At 32.9% G+C, this 12,597-nt stretch carries 16 protein-coding genes; 7 read left to right on the top strand and 9 right to left on the bottom strand.

Annotation, left to right across the window (positions count from 1 at the left end; genetic code table 11):
• The first annotated feature begins 26 nt into the window (after positions 1-26).
• Both ISP71_06350 and ISP71_06345 read left to right on the top strand, forming a co-directional pair.
• Entirely contained in the window at positions 27-791 is a 765-nt protein-coding gene (locus tag ISP71_06350; protein ID MBL6663708.1) for a hypothetical protein, read from the top strand.
• Positions 792-796: 5 nt separating this feature from the next.
• Positions 797-2,032 (top strand): 3-phosphoshikimate 1-carboxyvinyltransferase, encoded by a 1,236-nt coding sequence (locus ISP71_06345; protein MBL6663707.1) that lies wholly within the window; start codon positions 797-799, stop codon positions 2,030-2,032.
• On the opposite strand, the gene ISP71_06340 is transcribed toward ISP71_06345, so the two are convergent.
• Positions 1,998-2,690, bottom strand: a complete 693-nt coding sequence (locus ISP71_06340) for a noncanonical pyrimidine nucleotidase, YjjG family (GenBank protein MBL6663706.1) — start codon at positions 2,688-2,690, stop codon at positions 1,998-2,000. The genes ISP71_06345 and ISP71_06340 overlap by 35 nt on opposite strands.
• Before the next feature lies 1 nt (position 2,691).
• Positions 2,692-3,114 carry a hypothetical protein gene (locus ISP71_06335; GenBank protein ID MBL6663705.1) on the bottom strand — a complete coding sequence of 141 codons (423 nt, stop codon included), beginning with the start codon at positions 3,112-3,114 and terminating at the stop codon, positions 2,692-2,694.
• Positions 3,115-3,267: 153 nt separating this feature from the next.
• Between ISP71_06335 and ISP71_06330 the strand changes: the two genes are divergently transcribed.
• Positions 3,268-3,720 (top strand): YHS domain-containing protein, encoded by a 453-nt coding sequence (locus tag ISP71_06330; GenBank protein ID MBL6663704.1) that lies wholly within the window; start codon positions 3,268-3,270, stop codon positions 3,718-3,720.
• On the opposite strand, the gene ISP71_06325 is transcribed toward ISP71_06330, so the two are convergent.
• The 5 genes from ISP71_06325 to mnmD all read right to left on the bottom strand — a co-directional run bounded on the left by ISP71_06325 (position 3,710) and on the right by mnmD (position 7,675).
• Positions 3,710-4,609, bottom strand: coding sequence for a hypothetical protein (locus tag ISP71_06325; GenBank protein ID MBL6663703.1), 900 nt, complete (start codon positions 4,607-4,609; stop codon positions 3,710-3,712). The genes ISP71_06330 and ISP71_06325 overlap by 11 nt on opposite strands.
• A complete protein-coding gene (locus ISP71_06320) occupies positions 4,606-5,904 on the bottom strand; it encodes a polysaccharide deacetylase family protein (protein MBL6663702.1) in 1,299 nt (432 codons plus the stop codon). Before ISP71_06320 ends, ISP71_06325 begins: the two co-directional genes overlap by 4 nt.
• Positions 5,905-6,597, bottom strand: coding sequence for a DNA repair protein RadC (radC, locus tag ISP71_06315; protein ID MBL6663701.1), 693 nt, complete (start codon positions 6,595-6,597; stop codon positions 5,905-5,907).
• Between the two features lie 65 nt (positions 6,598-6,662).
• The gene (locus ISP71_06310) at positions 6,663-6,914 is read right to left on the bottom strand and encodes a 30S ribosomal protein S20 (GenBank protein MBL6663700.1); all 252 of its coding nucleotides are present in this window, start codon (positions 6,912-6,914) and stop codon (positions 6,663-6,665) included.
• A gap of 95 nt (positions 6,915-7,009) precedes the next feature.
• The gene (mnmD, locus tag ISP71_06305; GenBank protein MBL6663699.1) at positions 7,010-7,675 is read right to left on the bottom strand and encodes a tRNA (5-methylaminomethyl-2-thiouridine)(34)-methyltransferase MnmD; all 666 of its coding nucleotides are present in this window, start codon (positions 7,673-7,675) and stop codon (positions 7,010-7,012) included.
• Positions 7,676-7,728: 53 nt separating this feature from the next.
• Between mnmD and ISP71_06300 the strand changes: the two genes are divergently transcribed.
• Both ISP71_06300 and ISP71_06295 read left to right on the top strand, forming a co-directional pair.
• Entirely contained in the window at positions 7,729-8,820 is a 1,092-nt protein-coding gene (locus tag ISP71_06300; GenBank protein ID MBL6663698.1) for a M42 family metallopeptidase, read from the top strand.
• 14 nt (positions 8,821-8,834) lie between these two features.
• Positions 8,835-9,881, top strand: coding sequence for a branched-chain amino acid aminotransferase (locus ISP71_06295; protein ID MBL6663697.1), 1,047 nt, complete (start codon positions 8,835-8,837; stop codon positions 9,879-9,881).
• Here ISP71_06295 and ISP71_06290 read toward each other — a convergent pair.
• Positions 9,871-10,296: a GNAT family N-acetyltransferase gene (locus tag ISP71_06290; protein ID MBL6663696.1), complete on the bottom strand. Its 426-nt coding sequence runs from the start codon at positions 10,294-10,296 to the stop codon at positions 9,871-9,873. The genes ISP71_06295 and ISP71_06290 overlap by 11 nt on opposite strands.
• Positions 10,280-10,681, bottom strand: coding sequence for a nucleoside triphosphate pyrophosphohydrolase family protein (locus ISP71_06285; GenBank protein MBL6663695.1), 402 nt, complete (start codon positions 10,679-10,681; stop codon positions 10,280-10,282). Before ISP71_06285 ends, ISP71_06290 begins: the two co-directional genes overlap by 17 nt.
• Before the next feature lie 77 nt (positions 10,682-10,758).
• On the opposite strand from ISP71_06285, the gene ISP71_06280 reads away from it, so the two are divergent.
• Together ISP71_06280 and ISP71_06275 are read left to right on the top strand one after the other, a co-directional pair.
• Positions 10,759-11,352, top strand: coding sequence for a YceI family protein (locus tag ISP71_06280; GenBank protein MBL6663694.1), 594 nt, complete (start codon positions 10,759-10,761; stop codon positions 11,350-11,352).
• A gap of 231 nt (positions 11,353-11,583) precedes the next feature.
• On the top strand, positions 11,584-12,591 hold the full coding sequence (locus ISP71_06275; protein MBL6663693.1) for an SRPBCC family protein: 1,008 nt from the start codon (positions 11,584-11,586) through the stop codon (positions 12,589-12,591).
• The last annotated feature ends 6 nt before the right edge of the window (positions 12,592-12,597 follow it).

Raw genomic sequence — 12,597 nt, 5'->3', positions numbered from 1 at the left:
GTTATATTTGACATTCAATTGACACTATGCAATCTGCAAAAGAATATCTTATACAAGAAGGCTTAAACCAACACATTAACCTTGATGCAAATGCCGATTTTAAAGAAGGCGCATTTGATGCTGTTAGTGGTAAATTAAACATACCGTTTCCAGCCGTTGCTGAAGACCTAGCCCGTTTACACCAACTCATAAGAACAAGAAAAGCATTTACTGTATTGGAATTTGGCTCTGGACTATCTACCATAGTCATGGCTGATGCCTTGAGTAAAAACAAAACAGAATTTTTGGCTCTTGACGAAAAGCCAGAACTTAGAAACCGATTTATGTTTCAAATTTTTTCTGTTGAATCGGATAAACAATGGATAGAACATAGCCAATCAAACTTTCCGAAACACTTATTGGAACACGTTAATTTTCATTATTCAGAAGTTAAAATAGATACTTTCAATGGTAGGATATGTCACTTTTATGACAGTTTACCAGATATCGTACCAGACTTCATTTACCTTGACGGACCTAATCCAAAAGATGTAAAAGGAAACGTTAATGGTATGACATTTCAATGCGACGAGCGTACCGTTATGGCAGCAGACCTTTTACTAATGGAGTCCATATTATTGCCCGGCACATTTATACTTGTCGATGGTAGAACAAATAATGCTAGATTTCTAAAAAACAACTTCCAAAGAAACTTTGAAATGAGCTGGGACAAAGTTGGTGATGTAACCAGCTTTGAGCTACAAGAAGAAAGACTTGGCAAATACAATATTCTAGGCTCTGACTTTTATTGATAATTATGGATTTTTTGATTTCACATACTAGTAAATCGATTAATGCTGACCTTATCCTTCCTCCCTCTAAAAGCATAAGCAATAGAGCCCTCATTATACAGGCTTTATGCCAATCTAAACCCGCACTTTTTAACCTCTCACAATCTAGCGACACACAATCTCTAATTAAAGCATTACAAACGACCTCTAATACTATTGATGTTGGTGACTCAGGTACAAGTATGCGATTTCTCACGGCTTACCTTAGTCAGCAAAAAGGTAGTTATATTTTGACAGGTAGTGAACGAATGAAAGAACGTCCCATCGGCCATTTAGTGGAGGCCTTAAATAGTATTGGCGCTGATATAAATTACTTAGAAAAAGATGGCTTTCCTCCTTTAGCCATTAATGGAAAAACTTTAGAAGGAGGAAAAGTAGATATTTCTACATCTGTTAGCAGTCAGTTTGTTTCTGCTCTTTTATTAATTGCACCCACACTAAAAAAAGGACTTTCATTATCCTTAAAAGGTGAGCTACTGTCCAAGCCATATATTAAAATGACCTTAGACATTATGCGATATTTTGGTATTCAATCGACTTGGACAGATAATATCATTCAGATAAAAGCTCAAGACTATAAAAATAATGATTTGAGTATTGAAGCAGATTGGAGTGCCCTAGCTTTTGTCTTACAAAGCATATCCATTGCCAAATCAGCTCAAGTTAATATTTCTGGTCTCTCAAAAGATAGTTGGCAAGGCGATAGTTATGTTCTGAATTTATTTGAAAAATTTGGACTACAACACGAATTTAAAAACAATACACTTTATGTCAAGAAGTTTAATAAGGGTTTCAATGGCGATTACAATGTTAATCTAATAGATACCCCTGATTTAGCCCAAGCCTATTGTTGTGCTCTATCGGCACTATCAAAATCAGCAAAAATTAAGGGGTTAAACAACCTTAAACTAAAAGAAAGCCATCGCCTAAAAGCACTTCATATTGAATTGAATAAAATAGGTCAACTTAGTCGTTATTCCGAGGATACTATACAACTAGAGTCGTCTGTTTTGCATACTCCAACAGAAAGTTTTGATAGCCATAATGATCATAGAATGGCTATGTGCCTAGCCCCTTTTGCTTTACTTTTTGATATTAAAATAAAGAATATAGAGGTGGTCAATAAATCGTATCCTAGTTATTGGGAAGACCTAAAAAAGATGGGATTTATAATATCTCCTCTAACTCACTCAAACAGTTAATTTCGTAAGTAATCTCAGAATTAGAGTGTTCGATTTTTAAAGGATTAAAAAATACTTGTGCCATACCCATATCTTTAGCACCTAAAATATCGGCATGTAAATCGTCACCTATCATCAAACTATCAGATGGTTTAGCAAAAGCTTTAAGCAAAGAAAACTTGAAAATTTGTTGGCTAGGTTTTTTAAATCCTACTTGTTCTGAGGTAATAATCTGCTCAAAATAATCAATTAAATTGCTGTTTTCTAACTTCTGATATTGGACTTCTTCAAAACCGTTAGTAATAATGTGTAATATATACCTATCCTTAAGGTAGTTTAGAGTAGAGTGTACATAGGGGAATAAATTGGTCTTCTTAGGACAATTAGCAACATAGTCTTCACCTAAATTAGCAGCTAATTCTGGACTATTAACACCAAACTCATCTAAGGTAATTTTAAATCGCTCGTCTCTTAGCTTCTCCTTTTCAATTTTATTTTGTCGATATAAATCCCATAGTTTTTCATTATGGTGCTTATACCTTTCAATAAATACTTTGCTATCGACAATTCCCTTGGTCAGCAAGTCATAATGTTGATATAATTCTAGCAAAACTTCGTTAGAATTCTTTTCAAAATCCCACAGTGTTCTATCTAAATCAAAGAAAAGATGTTTGTACATATTAAACCCAAATAAGTGTCAATAGAAAAGACCACCCTAAAACCGATGCAAACAAAATAGGTAAAGTCTTTTTCTTGTTAGGAAAAAAGTGAAGTGCAATAAATGTACCAATGGGTATTGAAAAAAAGATTGGAGTTAAAAATGCAATGCCGAACAAACCATACTTTCTAGCTGCTTTTACAGCAATTATTTTTTTAAAATTTTTTTCCTTTTTTGCATTATAGTCAAATGGGAAAATACGATAGTAGATTTTTAGAACTACTTTTCTAAATTTTGAGAAAACAATAACTCCCATTACCCCACCTATACAACTGAAGATAAAGGTTTCCCAAAATGAAAAATTATACTGTACAGCCAAAGGTATGGCTAAGAAGAATTTAACACCTCCCAACAATAAAACTGAGATGAATTGAATGAATTGCATTTTGGATTGTCTAGGTTTTTATTTAATTATTAACACAAATTTCGTCAAATTATTGTAAAAAAATGATGACATCAATCATAAATTTATGTATTTGTTAGAGAATAGATATTTATTATTTTACTTTTGTTGGAAATTCATTAATATCATTTTATAATGAAAAAGCTATTCTTTTTTTTCTTCCTTTTTTTTAGTATTAGCACTTATTCTCAAAATGACAATCTCCATCTGAACCTAAATAAGAAAAACATAGCTATTGATGGTTACGATTTAGTTGCTTACTTTAAACTAAACGAATCAAAAACTGGTAAAAAAGAATTCAAATACACTTACCAAGGCGCACACTACTTTTTTTCTTCCGAAAGCCATATGCAAAGCTTTAAAATTAACCCTAAAAAGTACCTTCCAAAATTTGGAGGTTGGTGTGCTTTCAGCATGGCTATAGATGGGGAAAAAGAAAGAGTAGATCCTAAAAGTTTTTTAATTATAGATGGGGAATTATACCTGTTCTACGAATACTATTTCAACGATAAAAAAGAGAAGTGGCTAGAAAGTAATAGTGACTTAAAAAAACAAGCTGAACAGAATTGGAAAAAGATTACGAATTAACTCCTATAAAGTTTAGACATCTGCCCCACAAACTCTGATATATAGTAATATATGTAGTTGGTTTAGCACCGAAGCCTTTATTTCTCTGGGCTACACCATCTAAATTGGAGCCTTCAAAGTCAAAAACAAAACCTCTAAATTTTTCTAGTGAGAAGATATAATCTAAAAGGAAAAAATAAGCTAATTTATTTCTGCCTTCTTCATTAGAATATGAACTCAGCAAATACAATCTTTTGTTATCGTTTATGACAAAGACCGAACAGCAATTGCCTTGATTTCCCTTGACCGAAAAAATTTCTCCTTTAGCAAGTTCTAAAGATGTTTTTATGATTTTTAACTCTAAATCAAATTGCTTTGCATTCATAAAACCAGACGCTAAAAGACGCTTATTCTTTAAAAACTGTTCAGCACTATCTGGCACAGATGCAATAGAAAGATTATGCCTATTGGCACGTCTCAAATTTTTTAAATGACTTTTGGAATAATTAGCTCTTAATTCTTCTATATTTTTATCGAGTGGCAATAAATAGTTTACATTACTTTTTGACACACAAATTGTCGATGAATTATGAGTATTTAAATTGAAATTAAAATATAAAATTTCTTTAGGAATAGCTGATATAAAATCATCCACACAATAACTCTCTTGCTTATGAAATACTCCTAACTGCTGACACATAAATGGCTGATATATATATGTTATACCCCACTTTTTTCTTTTGGGTAAAGGCATCACAGCCTGGTAATCGTTGAGAACTAATGCGTCCCATTGCTCACAAACGATATCCAAATACCAAGACTTAGCATAAAAAGAACCATTGACAGACCCAATGATACAATTATCCCACTTTTCGTAATCAAGATTATTGTTTGCTATATATTGAATCACTTTTTGATGTATTGTAGCATTTGCTCATAAAGGTGAATCCAGCCTTTCCATTCTTTATAATCACTCCATGTCTCATTATGCCATAAGGAAATGAAATGCCCATTTACACTTTTTACTTCATCAATAATTAATTGAATTTTTCTTAGGGCTTCATTAGGTTGAGATTTTAAGTAATATTTAAGAGTAGCGTCCATTACTGAAAAAGGATGAACTTTAAGTTTGGTAGACGACTCCACCTCCAAGTCGTAAAAATAAAAAGGCGTACATATACTGGCTCTAAAACCTAAATGTGCAGCATAGCCCATAGTATAGTCATCACTTATAGACAATTCCAAAAGGTTTCTATATGTTTTGGGTATTTCCAACTTTAAAAAATGTTGTCTTGATAACTTTACTTCCTTTTTAAGAATATTTTCTAAACGCTTTTTTTCTATTGATAGTGTATCAAAACTTTTATTGGAAGCGAATGAGGGGTGTATTCCTACTTCAGCATAATCTGCTAAATGTTTAATTAACAATTGGAATTTTCTACTGTAAACCGAACAGTTTTTATCATTCAAAGCATAATCTGCCAACAAAACAAAATACACAACATCAATACCATACTTTTCATTCAACTTTAGCTGATATTCAAAAGTATCATAAGGGTCAGGCAATTTACCTAATAATACATCTTTGCGTTCCTTAATAGCATCTTTGTCTAGCTGTATTGCCGAACGTATAAAAGAGGCTGTTGTTCTAACAAAGCCTTTTTCTAAAAAACAATAAGCATTATCAACATCTATGGTGGATTGATAAGTAAATTGAGTTTTTGGAAACTCTAATGATGGAAATTTTCTTTCGAGAAGCTTTCTAAATTCCTTGAGCCATAAATTGATAAGAGGGCGGTGTAAAAAATCGTGCTTTAAAGCTAGACTTTCTTTGGCCGTAAAACGCTCATAGTGGTCTTTTATGTGTGGCAAGTATTCTTCGTATCGAGATACTAAATAAAAAGAGGCTGAAAATACGTCAAAAGGTAAAAAAGAATCTTTGACTTGAAAAAAGATCGGTAATTCACTCCATGTATCAAAAATTAACTCCTGATCTAAAATACCTTTTTCAGATAGCAATCCATAGGTTTTTAGAAAACATTCATCTGCAAATTGTTTATTAGAATAATTAAGTTTAGCACCTTGATGAGAAAGAAAAACTTCAGCATCTTCGGTGAGTTGATAATCCATTTTCCAAACCGTATCGAAAATAAGCTGAAAGCTATATTGTATTCTACTTGTTATTTTAGGTGTATAAATCAGCATTTAGAGCTCGTGTTCGTCTGCAAAGCTAAAGTAAGTGTTTTGCCCCACAATTATATGGTCGAGTACGTTAATTTCTAATAATTCTGCCGATTTAACTATCTTTTGAGTCAATTTTTTATCGCTTTCACTAGCTTGTAAATTACCTGACGGGTGATTATGAAACAATATCAATCCACTGGCTTTCCACTCTAACGCAATACTGAATATTAACTTGGGGTCGACTAGAGTTGCACTAAGACCGCCTTGACTAATTTTAGTAAAATGTATAACACTATTGGAACGGCTCAATAACATAATCCAAAATTGTTCGTGATTCAAATCATGTAAATGATATTTCATAAAATTATAAGCGTCTTGACTAGATTTAATCTTTTTTATTTCTGACTGCACTTCTAAACTTTTTCTTTTAGCAAGCTCTGAAGATGCCATAATGCTAATGGCTTTGGCCTGTCCAATACCTTTAAATTGTGTCAAATCATTGATAGTCATCTTTGATAAAACTGAAAGTTTGCCACCACATTGCGACAAAATATGTTTTGATAAATCTACGGCTGATTGTTTGTTATTTCCAGAGCCGATAAGTATGGCTATTAATTCTGCATTACTTAATGATTTAGCTCCTTTGGAAATGAGTTTTTCTCTTGGTCTATCGTCTTCAGACCACGACTTTATAGTTAGTTTTTTATGGCTCATAAAACAAAAATAAAAAAAAAGGCTTCTCAAACGAGAAGCCTTTAGACATAAAGCCTATAAATCAATTATAGACTATTCACATGCTTAGCTAACTTAGATTTTAAATTAGCAGCTTTGTTTTTGTGAATGATATTTCTTTTAGTCAGTTTATCTAACATAGACTCTAAAGCAGGTAATAAAGCTGTAGCTTCTTTCTTATCGGTAGTAGCTCTTAACTTTCTTACAGCATTACGAGCTGTTTTGTGATAATAACTATTAGCAGCATTTCTCTTTGCTGTTTGTCTTATTCTTTTCTTTGCTGACTTGTGATTAGCCATATTGTATAATATTATCTGTTAAAAAGGAGCGCAAATGTATTAATTTATTTGCTAATAATGGTTTTTTCTGTTAAAAAAGAGTTTTTAGCTACTTTTTACAAACGAATCGCTCGTATCATTTCTTTTTTACCGGGTGGTCCTGCTAGAGATTCTACCTCCATTCCTAAAGATTTCAAAATGCGTTTGACTTCCCCTTTTGCACAATATGTTACCAAAACACCACCTCTTTTTAAACTTTTGACCAACTTCTCGAAGATATCTTTTTGCCACAATTCAGGCTGAACACGAAAACCAAAGGCATCGTAAAAAATTAAATCAAAAGTGGTGTCAAATTCATATTTCTGAATGGTATTGTGTATTTTGAATAAATGAAAATGAGTTGAAATATCAGTAAGCATATCCCAAGAACTTGTATGCAATTTGTTAAAGATATGTTCTTCAGAAAATGCATCTAATAAATCGACATAATCCAACTGATTGACTAACTCAAGAGATAAGGGTTCTTTTTCAATAGCATAGTAGTTTATGGTACGCTGATTTTTTAAGCCGTAAAGGTATGTCATAAAAGTATTCAAACCAGTACCAAAGCCCATTTCAAAGATTGATATTTCTTTAGATTTAATACGATCAAGACCATTTTTTATGTAAACATGCTGAGCCTCGCTAATTGCACCATGAGTGGAGTGATAATGTTCATTCCATTTAGTGATTTTTAGGGTTTTACTTCCGTCATTTGTCGCTATGATTTTCAAGTTTAGCATTACACAAATTAAGTATATTTTATTAGCTTTGCTGACCCAATCTCACAAAAAATATGGCAAAGAAAAAAACTGTTACCAATAAAAAATCCATCGCTTTTTTAGAGCAATACCTTAACAATGCATCGCCAACAGGCTTCGAAAGTGAAGGTCAAAAGCTATGGCTAAATTATATTAAACCTTATGTAGATGATTATTTTGTTGATACATATGGCACAGTTGTTGGTGTTATTAACCCAAAAGCCAAATATAAAGTAGTAATAGAGGCACATGCTGACGAAATATCTTGGTTTGTACATTACATTACCAAAGATGGCTTCATTTATTTAAGAAGAAATGGCGGCAGTGACCATCAAATAGCACCGTCTAAAAGAGTCAATATTCATACTGATAAAGGTATTGTTGATGCAGTATTTGGTTGGCCAGCAATACACACTAGACATGGAAGCGAAGAAAAATCTCCAAAATTGGATAACATTTTCTTAGACTGTGGTTGTACTACCAAAGAAGAAGTTGAGAAACTTGGTGTTCATGTAGGTTGTGTTGTTACTTACAAAGACGAGTTCATGATGCTAAACGACACATTCTATGTAGGAAGAGCCTTAGACAATAGAGTTGGTGGCTTTATGATTGCAGAAGTAGCAAGACTTCTCAAAGAGAATAAAAAGAAATTACCTTTTGGATTGTACATAACAAACTCTGTTCAAGAAGAAGTTGGTTTGAGAGGGGCACAAATGATTACGGAAAGAATTAAACCGGATGTGGCTATTGTTACAGATGTATGTCATGATACCCAAACCCCTATGATTAACAAAATTAAACAAGGCGATTTGTTTTGTGGCAAAGGACCTGTTTTAACTTATGGTCCTGCAGTACAGAATAACCTTTTGAATTTAATTATTGACACAGCAGATAAAAATAAAATACCATTCCAAAGAGCAGCAGCATCACGTGCAACTGGTACTGATACAGATGCTTTTGCTTACTCGACAGGTGGTGTTGCCTCAGCTCTTATTTCATTACCATTGAGATATATGCATACTACTGTTGAAAGCGTACATAAAGATGATGTTGATAATGTTATCAAATTGATTTACCATGCGCTACTGAAAATAAAAGATGGACACGATTTTAGATACATCAAATAAATATTAAAACCTTTATGGAAATTACTAAAACAATACAATCTAAAATAGAGCAAACAGACTTCGATAATTTGTCGTTTGGCAAGTGTTTTAGTGACCATATGTTTAGCATATCTTTTAAAAATAATGAATGGCAAAAGCCTGAAATACTTCCTTATGGACCACTAAGTTTAAACCCAGGAACACACGTTTTTCATTATGGTCAAGCTATCTTTGAGGGAATGAAGGCTTATAAAAACGAACAAGGAGAAACCCTTTTATTTAGACCTCTAGAAAACTTAAAAAGACTAAATCATTCTGCCGACAGGTTGTGTATGCCTAGAATTGACGAAGCCATCTTCATGCAAGGCCTAACTACATTATTAGAAATTGATAAAGATTGGATACCTCATTCTGATAGTATGTCTTTATATATTCGCCCATTTATGATTGCCGAAAGCGAATTCATTCGAGCTACTCCAGCAAGTGAGTTTAAATTTATGATTATAACCTCTCCAACATCTACTTATTATGCTGGAAAAACAAATCTGAAAATTGAGCAAAAATACGCCCGTTCTGTTGTCGGTGGAACAGGCTTTGCCAAAGCAGCAGGTAACTATGCCGCTTCCTTTGCCCCTACCAAAAAAGCGCAAAATGAGGGCTTTACACAAATTATATGGACAGATGCCATAAGTCATGAATACATTGAAGAATGTGGAACTATGAATATCATGTTCAGAATAGATGATAAAATCATCACTCCCGAATTGAGTGAAAGCATATTAGGCGGAATTACTCGAGATAGTATCATTACTATTGCCAAACAAAAAGGTATTGAGGTTGAAGAAAGAAGAATTTCAGTTTCTGAAATTATAGAACACTATAACAACGGTCGTTTAAAAGAAGCTTTTGGCGTTGGCACAGCAGTAACCCTAAATCCAATAAACTCCATTACTTTTAACGATACGGTAATACATATTGAAGAAATAAACCAAAACTCTTACGCTACCGTACTAAAAAGTGAATTGCTGGGCATTCAATACGGCAAGATTGAAGATGTTAATGGCTGGACGTTTAAGGTTTAAATGTCATTTTGTAATGCTTAATACCCGCCTCTTCAAATAGATCTCCATCTATTTCAAAGCTTAACTTTTGATAAAAATCTACGGTCTGTATCTGAGCATGTAGGTAAACCTTTTGTTTCATAGGCAAAACATCTTTCAATACTTCTTCAACAAGACGTTTTCCCACGCCACTGCCCCTAAATTTAGCAAGCACTGCAAAACGTTCAAGCTTTATACCTTTATCGGTGTTTCTCCATCGAGCAACCCCACAACTGACATCATTCTTTGTTATTAAGTAATGTCTTGCTGAAGACTCAAAATCATCGTGTTCATCAGACTCGCTAACTCCTTGTTCAACAACAAATACCTCATTTCTGACTTGCCGAACATCAGAAAACTTATCGTCATCAACATTTAGTCTATAAACTTTTAACATGCTTTTCCAAAATACCTTTGATATCGGGCTTGAAGTAATTTGCTCCCTTCAAAACTTTACCATCTTCCCTAAATATTGGCTGATTATTTTCATCAAGTTTTGACATATTACTTCTTTGAATTTCATCAAAAATTTCACCAATAACATCTTGCATGCCATGCTTTAAAACTGTACCACACCATATGTATAGCATATCACCTAAGGCGTCTGCAATTTCTACCATATCGCCATTTTGACAAGCCTCTAAATACTCTTCATTTTCCTCCTGCATTAAACGGTGTCTCAATAAAAAAGTAGATTCATCAACAATAGCTTTAGGTGTGTCTTCGTTACCGATTAAGAAAACTTCATGAAACTTTTTTACCTTGTTAATTTTGTCAATCATATTATTTTTTAATTACGTAAAATCGTTATTCAAAATAAGTTAATTTTGTAAGAACATTTCTAAAATATAGAACAATAATGAAAAAAATAGCTTTAGCTATAAGTACCCTATTAATTTTTAGTGGATTTACTTTCATTCATGTAGATACCTACAAAGCCAATATCAAGACTAGTAATTTAGTTTGGCATGGAGAAAAGTTAAATGCTAAACACTTTGGAAACATTCAACTTCAAAGTGGTGAACTTAGGATAAATTGCGACGGAAGATTAGTAGGTGCAAAATTCGTAATCAACATGAGGTCTATTACTAACCAAGATATTGAATCCAAGCAATACAAAGCAATGCTGGTTGATGATTTGAAAAGCAGTAGATTCTTCGATGTTGAAAAATACCCTGAAGCTATTTTCCAACTCTTAAGGTCAACACCATTAGGAAATAATAAGTTTAATCTTCTAGGTCAACTCAACATCAAAGGTAAGCTAGCCCCTGTTAATATTCCTCTTGAACTGAAATATCAAGACAATGGTAAGGTAATAGCAGTTGGCGAATGTAGTTTTGACCGAACTAAATATGGATTAAAGTACGGCTCCAATTCTTTCTTTGACAACTTAGGAGATGAAGCTATTTCAGACATTATCAGACTCGAATTCGAAATTGAATTAGAAAAATAATGGAAAATATTACTCAAGGCCATTGGATTTTTGCCGCCATTTTTGCTTTTTCATTTGTATGTTATCTTATTTGGTCATACCGTAAAGAACTGAAGCTTAATAAAATACATTATAGAGGAAGCTCATTGTTTATTCTATCTGTAATAGTAATAGCTTTTGTAATCTATGTTTTTAGAGGCTATATGAAATAACTTTTTATACTTAAATTAGCCATCAATAAATTTGCTACAAATGAAGTTTCTCAAAATAATTCTGTACAGCTTATTAGGAATAATGTTTATTTACCTTATTTCAAATCTTTTCTTTAGTGAAAAATTTAAAGTGTCTACAAGTATTGACATCGACAGTAGCCCTTATATCGTTTACGACCAAATTAACAATTTTGAAAATTGGGAAAATTGGGATCCTTGGATAGAAACCGATACAACCATAAAAATGAGTGTCTCTGACATAACTTATGGTGTTGGTGCATACAGAACTTGGGACAGTGAAAATTCTGGCAACGGCAAAATGGAAATTACAAACAATGACTACATTAAACAAATTGATTTCAGAATTACAATAGAAAATAATAGTCCTTTTATGGCTTCATTTTATTTGGAATCCATTGACAATAAGGTAAAGGTAAGTTGGAAAAATAGTGGTGAATTACCCTTTTTAGCACGTATCTTTGGACCCGTCATTAGCAAAATGATGAAAGGTGACCATGAAAAAGGACTTAAAAACCTTAAAAATTATTGTGAAACTATTCTATCAAAAAGTAGCGAGGTAAAGATACAAGAATGGGATTCGCAAAAAATCATTGCAATAATCGATACTTGCTCTAGCTCAAATATTAGTCAATCATTAAGTGAAATATATAGTAAAACCTTTGATTATATATCCACAAATGACATAACCGCTGTTGAACAACCCTTTGCGCAATACCTGTCATTCCCTCAAAAACCAGGTGATAATGACTGGATTATTTTAAGAGCAGGAGCTTTTCTAAAAACTAACATCAAAGACTCCTTGAGAAATGGAATGAGCTTCTATCAAACATTACCTAAACTAACAGCACAGGCTACTCATTTTGGAGACTATCGAACAATTTTTGACACGCATCAAAAAATTAAAGACTTCTGTCAAGAAAATAATTATTCGACTACTGGTAGTCCGTATGAAATCTATGTTACTAACCCTAGCCAAACACCTAATCCTGATGAATGGCAAACACGGGTTATCTACGAAATAGAATGATTTAAA

Source organism: Flavobacteriales bacterium (genome assembly GCA_016779995.1).
Lineage (GTDB): Bacteria > Bacteroidota > Bacteroidia > Flavobacteriales > UBA7312 > UBA8444.
This window is presented reverse-complemented; position numbering and strand designations above follow the sequence as displayed.

What these genes read in the sequence shown, in the direction of transcription:
- ISP71_06340 (MBL6663706.1), bottom strand. Translation starts at nt 2,690, where the DNA reads ATGTACAAACATCTTTTCTTTGATTTAGATAGAACACTGTGGGATTTT.
- ISP71_06290 (MBL6663696.1), bottom strand. Translation starts at nt 10,296, where the DNA reads ATGTTAAAAGTTTATAGACTAAATGTTGATGACGATAAGTTTTCTGAT.
- ISP71_06335 (MBL6663705.1), bottom strand. Translation starts at nt 3,114, where the DNA reads ATGCAATTCATTCAATTCATCTCAGTTTTATTGTTGGGAGGTGTTAAA.
- ISP71_06350 (MBL6663708.1), top strand. Translation starts at nt 27, where the DNA reads ATGCAATCTGCAAAAGAATATCTTATACAAGAAGGCTTAAACCAACAC.
- radC (MBL6663701.1), bottom strand. Translation starts at nt 6,597, where the DNA reads ATGAGCCATAAAAAACTAACTATAAAGTCGTGGTCTGAAGACGATAGA.
- ISP71_06275 (MBL6663693.1), top strand. Translation starts at nt 11,584, where the DNA reads ATGAAGTTTCTCAAAATAATTCTGTACAGCTTATTAGGAATAATGTTT.
- ISP71_06280 (MBL6663694.1), top strand. Translation starts at nt 10,759, where the DNA reads ATGAAAAAAATAGCTTTAGCTATAAGTACCCTATTAATTTTTAGTGGA.
- ISP71_06295 (MBL6663697.1), top strand. Translation starts at nt 8,835, where the DNA reads ATGGAAATTACTAAAACAATACAATCTAAAATAGAGCAAACAGACTTC.
- ISP71_06310 (MBL6663700.1), bottom strand. Translation starts at nt 6,914, where the DNA reads ATGGCTAATCACAAGTCAGCAAAGAAAAGAATAAGACAAACAGCAAAG.
- mnmD (MBL6663699.1), bottom strand. Translation starts at nt 7,675, where the DNA reads ATGCTAAACTTGAAAATCATAGCGACAAATGACGGAAGTAAAACCCTA.
- ISP71_06285 (MBL6663695.1), bottom strand. Translation starts at nt 10,681, where the DNA reads ATGATTGACAAAATTAACAAGGTAAAAAAGTTTCATGAAGTTTTCTTA.
- ISP71_06345 (MBL6663707.1), top strand. Translation starts at nt 797, where the DNA reads ATGGATTTTTTGATTTCACATACTAGTAAATCGATTAATGCTGACCTT.
- ISP71_06320 (MBL6663702.1), bottom strand. Translation starts at nt 5,904, where the DNA reads ATGCTGATTTATACACCTAAAATAACAAGTAGAATACAATATAGCTTT.
- ISP71_06330 (MBL6663704.1), top strand. Translation starts at nt 3,268, where the DNA reads ATGAAAAAGCTATTCTTTTTTTTCTTCCTTTTTTTTAGTATTAGCACT.
- ISP71_06300 (MBL6663698.1), top strand. Translation starts at nt 7,729, where the DNA reads ATGGCAAAGAAAAAAACTGTTACCAATAAAAAATCCATCGCTTTTTTA.